The 17577-nt window shown below is 59.5% G+C and carries 20 protein-coding genes; 10 read left to right on the top strand and 10 right to left on the bottom strand.

Translation table 11 applies throughout. The features are described 5' to 3' along the window. Nucleotides 1–179 precede the first annotated feature (179 nt). Nucleotides 180–716 carry a translation initiation factor IF-3 gene (gene infC / locus O3S81_RS06105; protein ID WP_078051391.1) on the bottom strand — a complete coding sequence of 179 codons (537 nt, stop codon included), beginning with the start codon at nucleotides 714–716 and terminating at the stop codon, nucleotides 180–182. 187 nt (nucleotides 717–903) lie between these two features. Here infC and O3S81_RS06100 point away from each other — a divergent pair, with 187 nt between their 5' ends. Both O3S81_RS06100 and O3S81_RS06095 read left to right on the top strand, forming a co-directional pair. After that, nucleotides 904–1692, top strand: a complete 789-nt coding sequence (locus O3S81_RS06100; protein WP_269341569.1) for an alpha/beta hydrolase — start codon at nucleotides 904–906, stop codon at nucleotides 1690–1692. A gap of 118 nt (nucleotides 1693–1810) precedes the next feature. Further along, on the top strand, nucleotides 1811–2425 hold the full coding sequence (locus tag O3S81_RS06095) for a transglutaminase-like cysteine peptidase (RefSeq protein WP_269341568.1): 615 nt from the start codon (nucleotides 1811–1813) through the stop codon (nucleotides 2423–2425). 60 nt (nucleotides 2426–2485) lie between these two features. On the opposite strand, the gene mbfA is transcribed toward O3S81_RS06095, so the two are convergent. After that, entirely contained in the window at nucleotides 2486–3469 is a 984-nt protein-coding gene (gene mbfA, locus O3S81_RS06090; RefSeq protein ID WP_269341567.1) for an iron exporter MbfA, read from the bottom strand. A gap of 139 nt (nucleotides 3470–3608) precedes the next feature. Here mbfA and O3S81_RS06085 point away from each other — a divergent pair, with 139 nt between their 5' ends. Both O3S81_RS06085 and O3S81_RS06080 read left to right on the top strand, forming a co-directional pair. Continuing rightward, the gene (locus O3S81_RS06085; RefSeq protein ID WP_269341566.1) at nucleotides 3609–4082 is read left to right on the top strand and encodes a group III truncated hemoglobin; all 474 of its coding nucleotides are present in this window, start codon (nucleotides 3609–3611) and stop codon (nucleotides 4080–4082) included. A gap of 173 nt (nucleotides 4083–4255) precedes the next feature. Beyond that, entirely contained in the window at nucleotides 4256–5359 is a 1104-nt protein-coding gene (locus O3S81_RS06080) for a TRAP transporter substrate-binding protein (protein ID WP_269341565.1), read from the top strand. Between the two features lie 7 nt (nucleotides 5360–5366). Here O3S81_RS06080 and O3S81_RS06075 read toward each other — a convergent pair whose 3' ends face one another. After that, nucleotides 5367–6479 (bottom strand): helix-turn-helix domain-containing protein, encoded by a 1113-nt coding sequence (locus O3S81_RS06075; RefSeq protein ID WP_269342408.1) that lies wholly within the window; start codon nucleotides 6477–6479, stop codon nucleotides 5367–5369. A gap of 142 nt (nucleotides 6480–6621) precedes the next feature. Between O3S81_RS06075 and O3S81_RS06070 the strand changes: the two genes are divergently transcribed. Beyond that, a complete protein-coding gene (locus tag O3S81_RS06070) occupies nucleotides 6622–7695 on the top strand; it encodes an alpha/beta hydrolase family protein (protein ID WP_269341563.1) in 1074 nt (357 codons plus the stop codon). Between the two features lie 13 nt (nucleotides 7696–7708). Here O3S81_RS06070 and O3S81_RS06065 read toward each other — a convergent pair whose 3' ends face one another. The 3 genes from O3S81_RS06065 to O3S81_RS06055 form a co-directional block, all read right to left on the bottom strand. Continuing rightward, complete coding sequence (locus O3S81_RS06065) at nucleotides 7709–8227, bottom strand: GNAT family N-acetyltransferase (protein WP_269341561.1); 519 nt, start codon at nucleotides 8225–8227, stop codon at nucleotides 7709–7711. 19 nt (nucleotides 8228–8246) lie between these two features. After that, complete coding sequence (locus tag O3S81_RS06060) at nucleotides 8247–8828, bottom strand: helix-turn-helix domain-containing protein (protein WP_442864876.1); 582 nt, start codon at nucleotides 8826–8828, stop codon at nucleotides 8247–8249. A 94-nt stretch (nucleotides 8829–8922) separates the two neighbouring features. Continuing rightward, complete coding sequence (locus O3S81_RS06055; RefSeq protein ID WP_269341559.1) at nucleotides 8923–9324, bottom strand: ketosteroid isomerase-related protein; 402 nt, start codon at nucleotides 9322–9324, stop codon at nucleotides 8923–8925. 72 nt (nucleotides 9325–9396) lie between these two features. On the opposite strand from O3S81_RS06055, the gene O3S81_RS06050 reads away from it, so the two are divergent. The 3 genes from O3S81_RS06050 (at nucleotide 9397) to lepA (ending at nucleotide 12767) form a co-directional block, all read left to right on the top strand. Then, nucleotides 9397–10002: a GNAT family N-acetyltransferase gene (locus tag O3S81_RS06050; protein WP_269341557.1), complete on the top strand. Its 606-nt coding sequence runs from the start codon at nucleotides 9397–9399 to the stop codon at nucleotides 10000–10002. Further along, entirely contained in the window at nucleotides 9999–10868 is an 870-nt protein-coding gene (locus O3S81_RS06045) for a carbon-nitrogen hydrolase family protein (RefSeq protein ID WP_269341556.1), read from the top strand. The genes O3S81_RS06050 and O3S81_RS06045 overlap by 4 nt, the downstream gene beginning before the upstream one ends. 72 nt (nucleotides 10869–10940) lie before the next feature. After that, nucleotides 10941–12767, top strand: a complete 1827-nt coding sequence (gene lepA, locus O3S81_RS06040) for a translation elongation factor 4 (protein WP_442864875.1) — start codon at nucleotides 10941–10943, stop codon at nucleotides 12765–12767. 69 nt (nucleotides 12768–12836) lie between these two features. Here lepA and O3S81_RS06035 read toward each other — a convergent pair whose 3' ends face one another. Beyond that, nucleotides 12837–13244: a DUF2000 family protein gene (locus tag O3S81_RS06035; protein ID WP_269341555.1), complete on the bottom strand. Its 408-nt coding sequence runs from the start codon at nucleotides 13242–13244 to the stop codon at nucleotides 12837–12839. A 94-nt stretch (nucleotides 13245–13338) separates the two neighbouring features. Between O3S81_RS06035 and O3S81_RS06030 the strand changes: the two genes are divergently transcribed. Beyond that, on the top strand, nucleotides 13339–14115 hold the full coding sequence (locus O3S81_RS06030) for an AraC family transcriptional regulator (protein ID WP_269341554.1): 777 nt from the start codon (nucleotides 13339–13341) through the stop codon (nucleotides 14113–14115). Here O3S81_RS06030 and O3S81_RS06025 read toward each other — a convergent pair whose 3' ends face one another. Next, complete coding sequence (locus tag O3S81_RS06025) at nucleotides 14116–15003, bottom strand: NAD(P)/FAD-dependent oxidoreductase (protein ID WP_269341552.1); 888 nt, start codon at nucleotides 15001–15003, stop codon at nucleotides 14116–14118. 151 nt (nucleotides 15004–15154) lie between these two features. Here O3S81_RS06025 and O3S81_RS06020 point away from each other — a divergent pair, with 151 nt between their 5' ends. Then, nucleotides 15155–15613 (top strand): Rrf2 family transcriptional regulator, encoded by a 459-nt coding sequence (locus O3S81_RS06020; RefSeq protein WP_269341550.1) that lies wholly within the window; start codon nucleotides 15155–15157, stop codon nucleotides 15611–15613. A gap of 75 nt (nucleotides 15614–15688) precedes the next feature. On the opposite strand, the gene O3S81_RS06015 is transcribed toward O3S81_RS06020, so the two are convergent. Beyond that, a complete protein-coding gene (locus tag O3S81_RS06015; RefSeq protein WP_269341548.1) occupies nucleotides 15689–16006 on the bottom strand; it encodes a hypothetical protein in 318 nt (105 codons plus the stop codon). Nucleotides 16007–16077: 71 nt separating this feature from the next. Then, nucleotides 16078–17490: an aminotransferase-like domain-containing protein gene (locus O3S81_RS06010; protein ID WP_269341546.1), complete on the bottom strand. Its 1413-nt coding sequence runs from the start codon at nucleotides 17488–17490 to the stop codon at nucleotides 16078–16080. Between the last annotated feature and the right edge of the window lie 87 nt (nucleotides 17491–17577).

The following is a 17577-nucleotide window of genomic DNA, read 5'->3' as shown; positions in this document are numbered from 1 at the left end:
CCGTTTTTGTATCGAAACAGGCAGACGAGGCCTATTTCAAGCTATTCAGGAACGGCCACGGCATGCCCTGCCGGACCGTTCGGACGCGCGCTTATAACCGCAGTCGGCTAAAAGCGCAACGGGGAAAGCAAACTTCCCCTTGCGATGGTGATTCATGCGGCCGCAAAGGCCGGCGCAAATTATTTCGGGGCGAGAACCATCATCATCTGACGGCCTTCGAGCTTCGGCTCGGCCTCCACCTTGGCAATCGCCTGGGTGTCTTCCTTCACCTGGAGGAGAAGCTTCATGCCGAGTTCCTGGTGGGCCATTTCGCGGCCGCGGAACTTCAGCGTTACCTTCACCTTGTCGCCATCATCAAAGAAACGGCCCATAGCCTTCATCTTCACGTCATAGTCATGCGTGTCGATGTTGGGGCGCATCTTGATTTCTTTAACTTCGACGATCTTCTGTTTCTTGCGCGCTTCAGCGGCCTTTTTCTGGGTCGAGTACTTCAGCTTGCCGAGATCGAGGATCTTGCACACCGGCGGTTCAGCGTTCGGCGAAATCTCAACGAGATCGAGACCGGCCTCCTCCGCCAGTTTCAAAGCCTGATCCGTCGGCATGCTACCGAGGTTCTGGCCCTCTTCATCAATAAGCTGAACTCTGGGAACCCGAATTTCCCGGTTGGAGCGCGGCCCCTCCTTGACGGGGGCATCGGCTTTGAAAGGTCTGCGAATGGTCGTATTCTCCTGATCTGTTTCTGGATCACGTCAGCAAAAAACAGCTTGTTTGGTACAAGCGGCGGAAATGTCGTTATTGCCGTGGCGAAGTCAATAGCATATCTGCCCGAAAAGATCACCTGTTGCCACGGTTTTTGCAAATACGCGCCGTTGTTGCGCGAAAAATCAGGAGAATTGCATATAGATGACCGAACAAGCCGCTGAATTCCTGCGTGTAGGCCCTGACAACGACAGCCGCGACATCGCTTTCCTCCATCGCCCGGCCACTTCGCAGGGGAACGCGCCCATGCTGGTATGGCTCGGTGGTTATCGTTCTGACATGACCGGAACCAAGGCGATCGAGCTTGATCGCTTCGCAGCGGAAAACGGTCTTGCCTGCCTGCGCCTCGATTATTCCGGCCACGGCGCTTCCGGCGGCGATTTCAAAAAAGGCACCATTTCAAGATGGCTGGAAGAGGCGCTCGCCGTGGTACGCGCAAAGGCGCCATCGCGTGTTGTCCTCGTCGGCTCATCAATGGGCGGCTGGATTGCCCTGCGTATGGTCGAGGAGCTGCGGAAAGCGGGCGGCGCGCCCTCCGTCGCCGGTCTTGTTCTCATTGCGCCTGCACCGGATTTCACGGCGGAACTGATAGAGCCCAGCCTGTCGGATGCGGAAAAGACTTCTCTGGCGGAAAAGGGTTATTTCGAGGAACATTCGGAATATAGTCCCGAGCCCAACATCTTCACCCACGCACTGATGGAAGACGGAAAACGGAACCGTGTGCTCACGGGCATCATCACCACCGGCTGCCCCGTCCATATATTGCAGGGCATGCGCGATCCCGACGTTCCCTATCAGCATGCCCTGAAGCTCGTCGAACATCTTCCCGCCGACGACGTGGTGCTGACGCTGATCCGCGACGGTGACCACCGGCTTTCCCGGCCGCAGGATATCGAGCGCATGCTCGCGGCGGTCAAAGCCCTTGCAATATAGGCATTTGCGCAACGCTCTTAACCATATTCAACGAGTCTTGCGCATCGCCGATTGCTAGCGATTGACTCAAACCCCCTATCCCTCTTAACTTTTCGTTAAGAATTAAGGGACGGGTTTCATGATGAACGCACCGCTGGCGCGTGCTCTGCTGTTTGCAGTTGCTGCCGGGCTAATGACTGCTGCCTCCGCCATGGCGGAAATCAAGGGAAGCCCCTCCATGGTGACGGGCGGGATCACGTCCCAGCCGATCGGCCATTATGAGTTCTGTCAGAAATATGCCGACGAGTGCAACATCCGCAGCAAGGTGACGCCGCCGCCGCGCGTTACCGATTATGGCTGGGGTGTCGTTCGCGAAATCAATACTTCCGTCAACACGACCATCGTGGCGATGACCGACCAGGAAATCTACGGCAAGGACGAAGTCTGGGAATATCCGACGACCGCTGGCGACTGCGAGGATTTCGTGCTGCTGAAGCGCAAGAAGCTGATCGAGCGTGGTTTCTCCGTGGCCGACCTCCTGATCACCGTCGTGCGCAAGCCGGATGGTGAAGGCCATGCCGTGCTGACGCTTCGCACCACCGACGGCGACTATATTCTCGACAACCTGACTGACGACGTGAAGCTCTGGACCGACACCAACTACACCTATCTGAAGCGGCAGGCGTCCTTCAATACGGGCCGCTGGGTCTCCATCGAGGATGGCCGCGACGTGCTGGTTGGCGCATTGCGCTAATCACGGGATATAGTCTCGACGCAAAAAGCCCGCAGCGAACGCCGCGGGCTTTTTCGTTCATTAGCCATTGCCGATGATGATACCGGCAGCCAGCACCAGCGAACCGCCAAGCACCACCTGAAACACCGCCCGCAGGAACGGCGTTTCCATGAAGCGGTTCTGGATAAAGGCGATGGCCCAGAGTTCCACGAAAACGACGATGGCGGCAATGGCCGTCGCCGTCCAGAAATGCGGGATGAGATAGGGCAGCGCATGGCCGAGGCCGCCGATGGCCGTCATGATGCCCGAGGCGAAGCCCCGTTTGACCGGAGAGCCGCGGCCCGACAATTTGCCATCATCATGAGCGGCTTCAGTGAAACCCATGGAAATACCCGCGCCGACGGAGGCCGAAAGACCGATCAGGAAGGTCTGCCAGGTATCCTGCGTGGCGAAGGCCGCCGCGAAGATCGGCGCGAGCGTCGAAACGGAGCCGTCCATCAGACCCGCAAGGCCCGGCTGCACATAAGTCAGAAGAAATTGCCGTTTAGCGGTTTCGGCCTCATCGGTCCGGTCGTTTTCATCGAGATGTTTTTCTTCCAGCCGTTGCGCGATGTCTTCATGGCCCCGCTCTGCCTCGGCCAGATCACCGAGCAGCTTGCGCGTCGAGGCGTCGGTGGTGCGCTTGACGGCCTCATCGTAGAAACGGATCGCCTGGGCTTCCATCAGTTCCGCCTGAGCGCGGATCTTCTCAAGCGACAGGTTTTTTACCAGCCAGTCCGGCGTGCGCTCGTAAAAGCCGCGCACATGTTCGCGGCGGATCAGCGGAATAGTTTCACCGAAACGGCGGCGATGCATGTCGATCAGGACATTTCGATGCTGCTGCTCAACCTCGGCCATATCGTCGAAGACTTTGGCCGATTGCGGATATTGCCCGCGCAGATGGTCGGCATAAGAGCGGTAGATGCGGGAATCGTCTTCTTCGGACGAGATGGCGAGTGCCAGGATTTCCTGTTCACCGAGGGAGGAAAACGGGCGCTTGGACAGGGAAAAAAGACTGCGAAACATGGCTGAAACCTTTTTAGAATAATTCTAAATACATCCGGACCACATCGGGATCAAGCCGCTTTAGAATAATTCTAACAAGGCAAAGGGTCGCATTGCGGACCATGGCGCGGCGGGGTAAATTTACCAAAAAGGAAACACGATGCAGGACCAAGTCGCGGCAAGAGCCGCCCACAATGCGGAAATTCAGGACAGGGCGGAAAAGGCCATGGCGGAGATCGGCGTCGATGCCGGTTTCATCGATCTGCTGGTGGAAACTTTCTACGGCCCCGTTCTCAACCACCCGACGCTTGGCCCGGTCTTCGACGCGCGGCTTGCCGGGCGCTGGCCGGAACATATGGCCAGGATGAAACAGTTCTGGACGGCCGTCGCCTTCAAGAATGGCGGTTATGGCGGTAAGCCGGTGCAGGCCCATCTCGGGGTAAAGGGCATGGCGGCAGAGCTTTTCCCGCAATGGCTCGCGCTTTTCTCCGCCACGCTCGATGACATCGCGCCGAGCAGGGAAGCCCATCATTGGTTCATGGAAACGGCGGAACGCATCGCCAGAAGCCTGACGCTTTCGCTGTTTTATAATCCCGCAATGGACGACCCGGCGTTAAAAAGCAGCGCGCCGTAGTCCGCACCGGAAGCGGGAAGAGCAGACCAAGCAACAATCGGCAAGCACTGCGGAAGATCACGCAAGTTTCGAACATTCCCTCTTGATGGCCGCAAGGATAAATGTTTAGTAGCCAGCGGGAGGCGTACCGTGCGGTTCGCCTGTATTATGCAGACATATCAAGGCTTATCGACATGGATCGCAGATCATTTATCCGCAAGGCAGGCGCTGTCGGCGCCGGCGTAACCGCAACGGCGCTTGCCGCCCCGGCCATCGCACAGGAAAACCCCAAGATCACCTGGCGCATGACGTCGTCCTTTACCAAGGGCCTCGACATTTTGTTCGGTGCTGGCCAGATCGTTGCCGACCATGTCAAGGAAGCCTCCGGCGGCAACTTCGTCATCCAGCATTTCGCCGGCGGTGAAATCGTGCCGGCGCTGCAGGCAGCGGATGCGGTGACGGCCGGAACCGTCGAAATGGCGCATACCTGCTCCTATTATTATGTCGGCAAGGATCCGACCTTCGCGCTCGGAACCTCCGTCCCCTTCGGTCTCAACGCACGCCAGACCAATGCCTGGTTCAACCAGGCCGGCGGCAACGAGCTGCTCAATGAATTCCTTGCCCAGCACAATATCTATTCGATCCTGCTCGGCAATACCGGTGCCCAGATGGGTGGCTGGTTCCGCAAGGAAATCAACACCATCGACGATCTCAAGGGCCTGAAGATGCGTATTGCCGGCCTCACCGGCCAGGTGATGCAGAAGGTTGGCGTGACCCCGCAGCAGATCGCCGGCGGCGATGTTTATGCCGCGCTGGAAAAGGGCACGATCGACGCCACCGAATTCGTCGGCCCCTATGACGACCAGAAGCTCGGCTTCTACAAGGTCGCGAAGTACTACTACTATCCGGCATGGTGGGAAGGCGGCCCGGCCGTGCATGCTTTCGTGAACCTGCAGAAGTTCAACGATCTGCCTGAGAACTACAAGCGCATTCTGAAAGACGCCTGCGCCGCCGGCAGCGCCAGCATGCTGGAGCGTTACGATGCCCGCAACCCGAAGGCGCTGAAGGAACTGGTGGCGCAGGGCGCCATCCTGCGCCCCTTCAGCCAGGAAATCCTCGACGTCTGCCACAAGGCAGCACTGGAGACCTATGCGGAGATTTCGGCCAAGAACGAAAACTTCAAGAAGATCTATGAAAGCCAGCAGGCCTTCAAGAAGGACGCTTATCTCTGGGCCCAGATCGCCGAATATACTTATGATACCTACATGATGATCCAGCAGCGTAACGGCACGCTCTGATCCCTCGTCATTTTCCGACGATCTTTAGAGGTTCATCGGGTTTCGAACGGTCATCCGGCATCTGCCGGGTGGCCGTTTTGTTTGGCGAGACCAGTTTCCACACTTCCCTTTCGCGCCAGTCAACTGGGCTCATGCCGGTGACACGGCGGAATTCCCGGTTGAAATTGGACTTGGTCTGAAAGCCGGCGGACAACATGATCGCCGTCACCGATTGCTCCGTTTCCTCCAGCAACCGGCAGGCTTCGCGGATGCGGAGCTGGTTGACATATTGCGAGACATTGACGCCGAGCAGGCGATTGATCGCGCCCGAAATCTGCCGGCTTGGCAGGCCGAGGCGTCTTGCAAGCCGCGACAGATTGAGGTTCTCATCGCGGTAGAGCGCCTGTGTCTCCATCAGCCGATCGACCCTTGCGACGATGTCCCGGTCCTGTTCGGAAGGCTCCGCCGGCGGTGAAACCTCCGTAACCGACTCCGCGGCCGTTTCAGGCGCTTTGCTTTTACCGGCCAGTGTGACCATGAGGCCAATCAACAACAAGCCGAGCAGATTGGCATTGCTGATGAGGGCTGCAACATTCTGCCCCTGCGCCCATTCGAAATCGAAAACCACCAGCAGGTCAAAAAGAGCGGAAACACACAGTGCAACGGCGGCGATGATGAGCGCCCGGTGCGCCGAGGCGACGCTGGCGAACTGCGCCTCGTCCAGCCCGTCCGGCCCCTTTCTCCCCAGAAGAAGCAGGGCGATGGCGTGGCCGACAAAAATGACGATCAGCGCGAGGTCGATCGCAGCCGGGAACGCAAATTCCAGCACGACGATCAACAGGGGCGACAGGGCCAGACTGGCGAGCATCGCTCTGCGGCTCTCAGCCCCCATCCCCATCAATCCGCGAAAGGCGATGTAGACGAGCGGCGGCAGGCAGGCGGCAAGGATCGGCAGAACATAACGCATTTCGCTGATACCGTACCCCCAGCGCAGGCCGACAAGGACGGATTGCACGGCGCAAAGGGCAATGGACGCCAGAAAGGCCCGGTTGGTCCGCACATCGTCTCCACTTCGAAGGAAGACGATGAACATGACGACCAGCAGAAGCGCCACGACAAAAGGCAGCGGAATGAACAGCACGAAGGATATCCCCTGAACGAGACTTATATTGCGCATTCATGGACCAGATCGCGTTTCGGTACGACCTCAAACGCGATCAAGGACGCGGAAAACCGGTGATGGCGCAGACTGCACCTCGTTCCTTTCACCGCACGAGGTTTTCATGCACACCTTCACCACCATCACGACCTTACTGTTTTCCGCTCTCGCCACCCAACCGCTTTTTGCGGGCGAGGCTGTCGGCGTCAGCGACATCGCCATTCACTCGCCTGAACGGGGCAAGGATCTTGCCGTGACGATCTGGTATCCAACGGACGGCAAGGGCACGCAGGTGTTTTCAGGCGAGGACCGCATTTTTCAGGGCACACCCGCCTTCCAGGACGCTGCGGTGCAGCCTGGCCGTCTTCCGCTGGTGCTTCTCTCCCATGGCTCGGGTGCCAGCGTGCGCAGCATGGCTTGGATCGCCTCGAAACTTGCGAGTGAGGGTTTCATCGTCGCCGGCACCAACCATCCAGGCACGACCAGCGGCGATTCCACGCCGGCCAATACGCCGAAAATCTGGGAGCGGACCGGCGATCTTTCCACGATCGCCACAGCGCTCACGACACAAGGTAAATGGTTGGCTTCGATCGATACGGGCAGGATCGGCGTCCTCGGCTTTTCGCTGGGCGGCAGCGCGGCAATGGAGATATCCGGCGCCCGCGCCAATCTCGACGCCTATGCGCGCTATTGCGAAGACTATATAACAATGCCAGATTGCCAGTGGTTCGCTGGCGGACGGGCTTATGTCAATAACGAGCCGGCCAGCGTGCCGAAGCTCGATCTCAGAACCCTCGACAAGGCCCGTTTCGAGCAGCAGAACCGCGATCCTCGCATCCGTTCCGCCGTGCTGGTCGATCCCGGTCTCGCACTCGCCTTCCAGCCGGACAGCCTGAGACAGATCGATATTCCGCTCACCTTCATCAATCTCGGCAGCAAGGGTAAAATTCCGCCCGCCGTGCTGGCGGACAAGCTGGCGACCGAGGTACCGGGTGCCGCCTATCAGCAGGTGAACGAGGCCGACCATTTCAGCTTCCTGCCCCTCTGCAAAGAGGGCGCCAGCGCGTTTCTCAAATCCGTCGATGAACGCGATCCGATCTGCGAACCGGCCGGGCCGCGCGATCGTTCCGATATTCACGCCGAGCTCGAAAAAATGATCGTTGCCGCATTCAACAGGACGCTGAAGCCCGGACAATAGGCAACCGGGAGGTCTAGCCAATCCGCTTGTAAAACAGGGTCGTGCCGCAATAACGCCCATCGGGAAACAGGGCGTAGTCAGGAATGACGCCGACCCTCTCCCAGCCGAGGCGGGGATAGATCGCCTCGGCATCACTGCCGGTGGCCGTATCCAGCACCAGAAGGGTACGGCCACGAGCCGCCGCTTCCTGCTCCACCTTTTCCATAAGCCTGCGGGCAAGACCGAGGCCCCGTGCCGAGGGATGCACGAGAAGCTTCATCAGATCGCCGCGATGCGGCTGGTTGGGTTTGGAAGCAAGTCCAACCTGAACGGTGCCCACCACCCTGCCATCCACTTCCGCCACCACATGGATCGTACCGCCCTCGCCCACATTTTCTGCGACGGCCTGCCAGAAGGGTTCCGCATCCTGCAGGGAGAAGGGCAACATGAAGCCGACGGATGCGTCGCCATTCACGCAGGCAGTAAGAACGTCGCAGAGTTCGGGCAGGACATCGATGGTTTCTTGCCCGTTCAATACACGGATGGTGGTCATATAAACTCCTCTTGGAAAATCAGCGCTGCCGTTGATCCAGCACGACGGCGTAACGGGCGGGTTTTTCGGAAGGGTTGTGAAAAACGTGCCCCTCGCCCACCGGCATGAACAGGCAATCTCCGGGCTCCAGCCGGTGCACCACACCGCCGCTCGTCATTTCCAGCACACCTTCGAAAAGCCAGACATATTGCGTCATGCCCCGGCTTGCCGCATGCGGCGGAAATCCGACACGCGCGCCGGCGGGAAATTCGACTTCGACGATATCAACGTCAGACCCCACGCGGGGCGGAGAAATGGCGCGGCGGACATAACCGGTCTCCGGGTCTTTCCAGAGCTGCTGGTCGCGCTTCTTCACCAGCGGGGAAACCGCCTCTTGATCTTCGGCGAAGAAACCGGAGAGTGAAAGGCCAAGGGCTGCGCAGATGCGGGCGAGCAGCGACGCGGTGGGGCTCGCCTCACCACGCTCGATGCGCGAGATCATGGCGCGACTGACGCCGGATTCGGATGCGAGCCGATCCAGCGTCAGGCCGCTTTCAGCCCGCAGCGCCTTGATCCGCCCGCCGATCGAACGTTCGAGAATATGATCTTCGTTTTCCATCATATGAGACTAGAGTTCTCACATGATGGAGTCAATATCCATGATGATGGAAATCATGGCCGTGTGTTGCGGCTGGCTCGGCGCGGCAAATGACGGCTCAGGCGCCGACCTGGGCGATCCAGTCGTTCAGGTTATAGTAGTTTGTTACTCGGCTAACCTTCCCTTCTTTCAGGTCGAAGAAGGCACCGGCCGGTAGTACGTATTTCTGGCCATTCGCCTCCGGCAGGCCCTCGTCGGTTACCAGATATTCGCCGTTCACGATGAATTCGGCAGAGGCGCGTTTGCCATCTGCGCTTGCCATGATCACCATCTCTGTGAGGTTTTCCCGGTAGCAGCGGTTCATATGGTCCATGAAGGAGGCGAAGGCGGCTTTGCCGGTCTGGCGCTCGCCCTGATTGATGTCATGCACCACCTCATCGTGAAGCAACGCCAGGAAGGCGTCCATGTCCTGACGGTTGAAGGCATCGTAGTAGGCGCGGATGGTCTCGGCAGCGGTCATCGTCTTCTCCGTTCATGCTTGCGCGGGTGTTCCATGACGGTATAACCAGTGCAACCGAGAGTGAAAATGCCCATGACCGTCGAAATCAAGTCTCTTTCCGGCATCGACGCCGCACCCCATTTCGATGATCTCGCGCGCCTGCGGATCACGGTCTTTCGTGCCTTCCCCTATCTCTATGACGGTTCGCTGGATTACGAGCGCAAATATCTCGCGACCTATGCCAATACGACCGGTGCGGTTTTCGTCCTTGCGCTTGATGATGGGCGCGTCGTCGGCATGTCCACCGGCATGCCGATGATGGCGGAGACCGATGAGGTAAAGGCACCCTTCGTCAAGGCGGGTTACGATCCGTCGCAGTTCTTCTATTTCGGCGAAAGCGTGCTGCTGCCGGGCCATCGCGGCCACGGCCTTGGCGTCAGATTTTTCGAGGAGCGGGAGGCTCACGCAAGACGCCTGAACTTCGACTGGTGCACCTTCTGCGCGGTCGAGCGGCCCGCCGACCATCCACGCCGCCCGGCCGATTACGTGCCGCTCAATGCCTTCTGGGAAAAGCGCGGTTATCGCCACCATCCCGAATTGCGCACCAGCTTCACATGGCAGGACCTGGACGAGAGCAGCGAAAGTGCAAAACCGCTGTCTTTCTGGATGAAGAACATCGCCGGAGATGGAAACGCATGACACGGTTAGCCGCCAGCCAATATGCCATCGAACTGATCGAGACATGGGAGGCCTATGCCGCGCATCTTTCCGCCATCGTCCGCGAGGCCAAGGAAAAGGGCGCGGAACTGCTGCTTCTGCCGGAATATTCGGCGATGGCGCTGACCGGGCAGCTGCCGCACGACGCCCGCTCCGATCTGCACCGTTCCATCGAAGAGATACAGCCGCTCATCCCCTCCTGGGTGGAGCTTTGCGAAGAGTTGGCGCAACAGCACCATATTCTGTTCCAGCCCGGCAGCGCGCCGGTGAAGGACCCGGACGGCAAGTTCCGCAACCGGGCGTGGCTCTTTGGCCCGGATGGACTGATCGGTTATCAGGACAAGCAGATCATGACCCGCTTCGAGCGGGAGCAATGGAACATTCATGCCGGTGTCGAAGGTTTGAAGGCCTTCGAGACGAGCATCGGCAGGCTCGGCATCATGATCTGTTATGACAACGAATTCCCGATGCTAGGCCGCAAGCTTGCAGAGCTCGGTGTGGAACTGGTGCTGGCCCCAAGCTGCACCGACACTTTGGCCGGCGCTTACCGGGTACGCATCGGCGCGCAGGCACGGGCGCTGGAAAATCAATATGCCGTCCTCTCCTCCCCCACCGCGGGCGAGGCTCCATGGTCTCCCGCCGTCGATGAAAATCGCGGCCGGGCGGCCCTTTACGTGCCGTCCGATTACGGCATGCCGGCATCCGGCATCCTTGCAGAAAGCGAAAGCGATGCGGTAACGGAGAGCACGCTGCTGATAGCAGATATCGATCTTGCCGCCGTGGCAAGGCTCCGTACCGAAGGACAGGTTGCCACTCGCCGCGACTGGCCGGAGCAATTTGCGGTCTGAAAGCCCATTTTAAAGGGCTTTTAACCAAATTCCCGCTTTGCGGCATGACAAGCCCCTGCTATAGCGCGGAACATGAGCACAAATTCGACCCGCACGCCCCTGGACCATATCCGCAACTTCTCGATCGTTGCCCACATCGATCACGGCAAATCGACGCTGGCCGACCGGCTGATCCAGTCGACGGGCGGCCTTGCAGAACGCGACATGTCGGAACAGGTTCTCGATTCGATGGATATCGAGCGCGAACGCGGCATCACCATCAAGGCACAGACCGTGCGCCTGCACTACAAGGCGAATAACGGCGAGACCTATGTGCTGAACCTCATCGACACGCCCGGCCACGTCGACTTTGCCTACGAAGTGTCCCGTTCGCTTTCGGCCTGCGAAGGCTCTCTGCTGGTGGTTGACGCGTCGCAGGGCGTGGAAGCCCAGACGCTCGCCAACGTCTATCAGGCGATCGACAATAATCACGAGCTGGTCACGGTGCTCAACAAGATCGACCTGCCGGCGGCCGAACCCGACCGCATCAAGGAACAGATCGAGGAAGTGATCGGCATCGACGCTTCCGATGCGGTGATGATCTCGGCCAAGACCGGTCTTGGCATTCCCGATGTTCTGGAAGCCATCGTCCACCGCCTGCCGCCGCCAAAGAGCGAAGTTGGCGAAAACGGGCCGCTGAAGGCGCTGCTGGTCGACAGCTGGTACGACACCTATCTCGGCGTCATGGTTCTGGTGCGCGTCATCGACGGCGTGCTGAGCAAGGGCCAGCAGATCCGCATGATGGGCTCGGGCGCGAAATACGGCATCGAGCGCGTCGGTGTACTGACGCCGAAGATGGTCAATGTCGACAGCCTCGGCCCCGGCGAAATCGGTTTCATCACCGCCTCGATCAAGGAAGTGGCCGATACCCGTGTCGGCGATACCATCACCGACGACAAGCGCCCGACGGCGCAGGCCCTGCCCGGCTTCAAGCCGGCACAGCCTGTGGTGTTCTGCGGCCTCTTCCCGGTCGATGCGGCCGATTTCGAAGACCTGCGTGCAGCTGTCGGTAAGCTTCGCCTCAACGACGCCTCCTTCTCCTTCGAAATGGAATCGTCTGCCGCCCTCGGCTTCGGTTTCCGCTGCGGCTTCCTCGGCCTGCTGCATCTCGAAATCATTCAGGAACGCCTCGAGCGCGAGTTCAATCTCGATCTCGTCGCCACTGCCCCTTCGGTTGTCTATGAAATGACGCTGACGGACGGCACGGAAAAGGAACTTCACAACCCGGCCGATATGCCTGACGTGGTGAAGATCAAGGAAATCCGCGAGCCGTGGATCAGGGCGACGATCATGACGCCGGACGAATATCTCGGCGGCATCCTGAAACTGTGTCAGGACCGGCGCGGCCTGCAGACGGAGCTGACCTATGTCGGCAACCGTGCGATGATTACCTATGAACTGCCACTCAACGAAGTGGTGTTCGATTTCTACGACCGCCTGAAATCCATCTCCAAGGGTTATGCCTCGTTCGACTACAACATCATCGACTATCGCGAAGGCGATCTCGTCAAGATGTCGATCCTCGTCAATGGCGATCCTGTCGATGCGCTCTCCATGCTGGTACACCGCTCTGCGGCCGACCGGCGCGGGCGTGGCATGTGCGAAAAGCTGAAGGAACTCATTCCGCCGCACATGTTCCAGATCCCGATCCAGGCCGCCATCGGCGGCAAGGTCATTGCCCGCGAAACCGTGCGCGCCCTGCGCAAGGACGTGACGGCGAAGTGTTACGGCGGCGACGCAACGCGTAAACGCAAGCTTCTGGACAAGCAGAAGGAAGGCAAGAAGCGCATGCGCCAGTTCGGCAAGGTGGAAATTCCGCAGGAAGCCTTCATCGCCGCTCTGAAGATGAACGACGAATAAGCGGCAATCATTTGTCATCGCTATTGGAGGGAGGCTCACAGCCTCCCTTTTGCGTTTGAAGGCACATCCTCAGGCGTGCAGCTTCGCACCCTTGGTGATCTTGTCGACGATCTTCCTGTCGGCCCTGAGCGCCATGCCGACCACCCTGGCAGTTTCGGGAGAAAACTCCGAAAACACCTGACGATTGGCGACATCATGCCCGGTGGCGAACATCTCCTCGATATAGAGCGATGTCGTAACATCGCGCTCTAGGGAACGCTGGTGGATTTTGCGCAACGCCTCCTGATCCGTGGCCATGACCACGATCGGCTGGATGGACAGCGGATTGTAGACGTTGCCTGCCCCATCGCGATATGGTTCCCCGATGATCTCTCCGGTCTGGGCGACGATACCGGACATGAGAAATGCGGTGACGTTCAGTTTTTGCCACACGGCAAGGTCATCGCGAAGGATGACGGCGATCTTGGTATCAAACATGCGAACTCAATCCGGCTGTGGTTACGAAAGAGAAGATATTCTAACGCCTCGGGGCGTCAGCGATCTTGAACGTTCGTGCAAATTCGAAGGGATCATGCAGGCCCGCTCCAGCGAGGGCATAGAGCGCATCGAAGCGCGCTTTCACGGCAATGCCTATGCGCCGCATCGCCATGATACCTATGCGCTCGGCGTCACGCTTTCCGGCGTCCAGACCTTTTCCTATCGCGGCACATCGCATTTCAGCATGCCGGGAAATGTCATCGTTCTGCATCCCGATGAAGTTCACGATGGCGGCGCAGGCACGGAGGAAGGCCTGCATTATCGCATGCTCTACCTTCCACCGGAGAAAACGACAGAGGCGGGATATAACACGCTGCCCTTTGCCCAAAGTGCCGTCATCGAAGACGAAGAATTTCGCCAATGCCTGACCGAGGCACTCGGCAATCTCGACGGTGAACCTGGCAGTCTGCTTCTCACCGACTGGCAATCGCGGCTTTCGGATCTGCTCTGGAAACATTCGAACGGAAGCGCCAGACCCATCAAGTGGATCGACCGTGCCGCCGTTCTGCGGTGCCGGGACTATCTGCTGGAGAACAGCGCCGACACCGTTGGGTCACAGGAGCTGGAGCAGATAAGCGGGCTCGACCGCTTCACGCTCTTCCGGCACTTCCGTTGCCTGTTCGGCACCAGCCCGCACCGTTATCTCATCATGCGCCGGCTGCAAAAATGCAAGGACATGATGCGCGCGGGTGCGAGCCTTGCCGAAACGGCCTTTGCCTGCGGCTTTGCGGATCAGGCGCATTTTACCCGGCATTTCAAAAATGCCTTCGGCATGCCGCCGGGCCGATGGTTGCGCCTTATCTCGCATTAGTCATTCCGGAAACAGGATCGACCGATGTGCCGCAGCCCCTGCCATGGCGCCGTCCCCCACCGAAAGGGCGACCGAGCCGGCGGGTCGCGCCACATCACCGCAGGCGAAGATGCCGCGGGCGGTGGTCTGTTTCATCGGGTCCGTCACGATGCTCGCCCCCATCGGCCCCTCCTCCACCGCGCAGCCGAGTTTTTCGATCCAGCCGGCAGCGATCCGCAATTTCGGCTGGGTGAAAAGACCAGCCAAAGCAATGCTGCGCCCATCCGAAAGAACCACATCCGCGTGCCCGGCAATTTCCCTGATGCGGGCTTTTTCCACCTGCACACCCCGGGCCGACAATTGCGCGTTCTGGTTCGCATCCGGCTCGAATATGCCGTTGGTGAAAAAGGTCGTCTCACCCCAGTCCGGAAGCATCAGCGCATGGTGAATGGCCAGGGGCGAAGCCGCAATGACGCCGATTTTGCCCTGGTTGAGTTCGTAACCATGACAATAGGGGCAATGGAAAACCGAAGAGCCCCAGCGCTCCTTCAGCCCAGCAATATCCGGCAATTCATCGGTGACACCCATGGCAAGGATGAGCCGATCCGCCCTTTCGCGGCGAGTGCCGTCGATCTCGACCACGAAATCGCCGAAAGACCCGGAGGCATCGGTCACCCTGCCCTCAACCCGATCTATCGTCTGGTAGCGTTCGATCTGGCGGCGCGCCTCGGCGATAATGTCGCCCGGTGCCTTGCCGTCCTGCCCGAGAAATCCGTGCGAATGGCTGGCGAAACGGTTCCTGCGCTCGCCTGCATCCACGATCAAAATGTTTTTTCTGGCACGGCCAAGCTGCAGGGCGGCCGAGAGGCCGGCATAGCTGCCGCCGATGATAATGACGTCGAATTTCATGATGCACCACCGTTTAGGGACCAAGGCGGAACCGCCATCGTTTCACGATACTTATATTGTTACATGAAATGAGGAGTCAATAGTCACGCAACTTATATTGTTACGTCATCGGGAAGATGGTAGCGTTGATTAAGAGAACCGGGCCTGAACGATGAGACACGATACGCGCCTTTCGAGGGTGCTTCACATTCTGATCCATATGGAAAAACACGAGGGTGCGGCGACGTCCGAGAGCATCGCCGCCATGCTGCAGACCAACCCGGTGGTGGTGCGCAGGACCATGGCCGGGTTGCGGGAGCATGGTTATGTATCCTCGGAAAAAGGCCATGGCGGCGGCTGGGTGCTGGCGCGGCCGCTCAGCGAAATCACGCTGCTCGATATCTACCGGGCGCTCGGAACACCGGAACTCTTCTCGATAGGGCTGGCGGGCGACAATCCGAACTGCGTCATCGAGCAGGCCGTCAACGCAGCACTTTTCGACGCCATGAACGAGGCGGAAAATATTCTGTTGTCCCGCTTCGGAAGCATCAGGCTTTCGGCGCTCGCGGAAGAATCGATTGCCCGCTGGTCCCACGTTTCCAACCACCCCTCCGCCATGGAGCAGCTTTAGAGACCGTAGACGGATTGCGCGCACGAAAAAACCGCCTGCCCGAAGGCAGGTGGTTTTTTCATATCAGCAGGCCCGTTAAGGCTGGGTCTGCGTGCCGCCGGTATTCGGGCTTGCCGGTGCGGTATTGTTCACAGGCGGCGTTGCCGGAGTAGTCGGAGCCATGGGTGCCGGTGCCTGATCCGTTGCCGCAGGCGGCGTGGTGGAGGACGTCGTTGCCGGATCGGTGGTCGGGCCGCTCATCTGCGACCAGGCGAAAATGCCCACCAGTACGACAGCGATGATCGCCAGCCACGGCACCCAGGACGATGACGTGCGGGCACGTGGTTCATTGCTGATATTCACTTCCGGACGAAGATCGCGGTCCGGACGCGGGTTGTTGGGATCGAATGTCATGGTGTTTCCTCCTCTTCATTCTGCGGAGAAAACGGTCTTCACGCGATTTTGTTCCGATTCCGGCCACCCATTCAGGACAGGTGGCGATCCGGCGCCTGCCGAAGGGCCTCTGCCAGCACCGTCATGACCTGCAGACCAGCCATTTGCGAGACGTTGAAACGCATGAAACCGGAGGCGCTCTGCGAGGAACTGAACACATTGCCCGGTGCCAGAACCACCTGCCGGGAAAGCGCCCTGCGCGCCACGTCGGCGGCATCCACCCCATCCGGCAGGCGGCACCACAAAAACATGCCCGCCTGCGGCTCGATCCACGGGATACACCCAACCGATTTCAGACGCGCCGACGCCTCCGGCACCGCTGCCGCGAGACGCTGCCTGAGAGCCTCGACGTGCTTGCGGTAACTGCCGTCCGTCAGAAGCGAGAGAATCAATGCCGCCGAAAAATGGGATCCGCCAAAAGCAGTGGCGATCTTGAGGTCAGTCAGGGCTTCCACCCATGCCTGGGGCGCCGCGATGAAACCGCACCGCACGGAAGCCGACAGTGTTTTGGAAAAACTGCCGATCTGGACGACGCGGTTCAGACCATCGAAGGCCGCCAGCCGGGGAGCCGCCTGGGTTTCGAAATCGGCAAAAATATCATCCTCGATGATGGTCAGGCCCGCCTGTTCGCCCAGCATCAGCAGACGATGCGCGGAAACGGCGGAAAGCCTTGCGCCCGTGGGATTATGGATGGCGGAATTGGTGATATATAGCCGTGGCTGATGCTCTTTCAGAGCCTGTTCGAAAAGCGGCAGGTCCGGTCCGGTTGGCGTATAGGGCACACCGACGATCTTCACCCGATGCGCCCGCAAGAGGGCATGGAAATTGAAATAACAGGGATCGTCGACAATCACCGTATCCCCCGGCTGCAGCAGGAAACGGCAGAGAAGATCGATCGCCTGCGTGCCGGAATCGGTGAGCATGATCTGGCTTGTGCCTGCCTGCACACCGTGTTCGGCCAGCCTGCGCGACAGAAGCTGGCGCAGCGGCAACAGCCCCATCGGGCTGCCATAATCCGTCAGCAAGGCGGCATCGGCGCGGGCGAGCCCCCGCATCGCCCGCCTCAATGCCTCCTGCGGCATCCATGATGCGGGAAGCCAGCCGCAACCGGGCTTGGCAAGGGTCACACCATCATCCAGCGCCTGGCGCGAAACCCATAAGGGATCCACCGCCCTGTCGAACCGCGGCTCGATATCGGCCAGCGACAGGGGCGCAAGCGGACCCGAGACAAAAAAACCGGAACCGGGCCGTGAGCTTATCGTCCCATCCGCCACGAGCCGGTCGTAAGCCTCGACGACGGTGGAGGTGGAAACCTGCATGGTCTTTGCCAATGCCCGCACGGAGGGCAGGCGCGCTCCCGGAACGAGGCTGCGTGCGGCGATGCGCTGGCGAATGCTGGCCATCACCTTGTCTATGCGTGTGCCTGCCGCGACTTGTCCGTCCACATCCATTCCCAACCGTACTGCTCTCACAACCATAACAGTTTCTTGAAATTGTATCGGACTGTCGCTGTTCGCGCCAGCCGTTCGGGA

Source organism: Agrobacterium sp. SOY23 (assembly GCF_027212525.1).
Lineage (GTDB): Bacteria > Pseudomonadota > Alphaproteobacteria > Rhizobiales > Rhizobiaceae > Agrobacterium > Agrobacterium tumefaciens_I.
The sequence above is the reverse complement of the archived record's forward strand: the minus strand, read 5'-3'. Positions and strand labels throughout refer to the sequence as shown.

What these genes read in the sequence shown, in the direction of transcription:
- O3S81_RS06100 (WP_269341569.1), top strand. Translation starts at nt 904, where the DNA reads ATGACCGAACAAGCCGCTGAATTCCTGCGTGTAGGCCCTGACAACGAC.
- O3S81_RS06095 (WP_269341568.1), top strand. Translation starts at nt 1,811, where the DNA reads ATGATGAACGCACCGCTGGCGCGTGCTCTGCTGTTTGCAGTTGCTGCC.
- mbfA (WP_269341567.1), bottom strand. Translation starts at nt 3,469, where the DNA reads ATGTTTCGCAGTCTTTTTTCCCTGTCCAAGCGCCCGTTTTCCTCCCTC.
- O3S81_RS06085 (WP_269341566.1), top strand. Translation starts at nt 3,609, where the DNA reads ATGCAGGACCAAGTCGCGGCAAGAGCCGCCCACAATGCGGAAATTCAG.
- O3S81_RS06080 (WP_269341565.1), top strand. Translation starts at nt 4,256, where the DNA reads ATGGATCGCAGATCATTTATCCGCAAGGCAGGCGCTGTCGGCGCCGGC.
- O3S81_RS06070 (WP_269341563.1), top strand. Translation starts at nt 6,622, where the DNA reads ATGCACACCTTCACCACCATCACGACCTTACTGTTTTCCGCTCTCGCC.
- O3S81_RS06065 (WP_269341561.1), bottom strand. Translation starts at nt 8,227, where the DNA reads ATGACCACCATCCGTGTATTGAACGGGCAAGAAACCATCGATGTCCTG.
- O3S81_RS06060 (WP_442864876.1), bottom strand. Translation starts at nt 8,828, where the DNA reads ATGATGGAAAACGAAGATCATATTCTCGAACGTTCGATCGGCGGGCGG.
- O3S81_RS06055 (WP_269341559.1), bottom strand. Translation starts at nt 9,324, where the DNA reads ATGACCGCTGCCGAGACCATCCGCGCCTACTACGATGCCTTCAACCGT.
- O3S81_RS06050 (WP_269341557.1), top strand. Translation starts at nt 9,397, where the DNA reads ATGACCGTCGAAATCAAGTCTCTTTCCGGCATCGACGCCGCACCCCAT.
- O3S81_RS06045 (WP_269341556.1), top strand. Translation starts at nt 9,999, where the DNA reads ATGACACGGTTAGCCGCCAGCCAATATGCCATCGAACTGATCGAGACA.
- lepA (WP_442864875.1), top strand. Translation starts at nt 10,941, where the DNA reads ATGAGCACAAATTCGACCCGCACGCCCCTGGACCATATCCGCAACTTC.
- O3S81_RS06035 (WP_269341555.1), bottom strand. Translation starts at nt 13,244, where the DNA reads ATGTTTGATACCAAGATCGCCGTCATCCTTCGCGATGACCTTGCCGTG.
- O3S81_RS06030 (WP_269341554.1), top strand. Translation starts at nt 13,339, where the DNA reads ATGCAGGCCCGCTCCAGCGAGGGCATAGAGCGCATCGAAGCGCGCTTT.
- O3S81_RS06025 (WP_269341552.1), bottom strand. Translation starts at nt 15,003, where the DNA reads ATGAAATTCGACGTCATTATCATCGGCGGCAGCTATGCCGGCCTCTCG.
- O3S81_RS06020 (WP_269341550.1), top strand. Translation starts at nt 15,155, where the DNA reads ATGAGACACGATACGCGCCTTTCGAGGGTGCTTCACATTCTGATCCAT.
- O3S81_RS06015 (WP_269341548.1), bottom strand. Translation starts at nt 16,006, where the DNA reads ATGACATTCGATCCCAACAACCCGCGTCCGGACCGCGATCTTCGTCCG.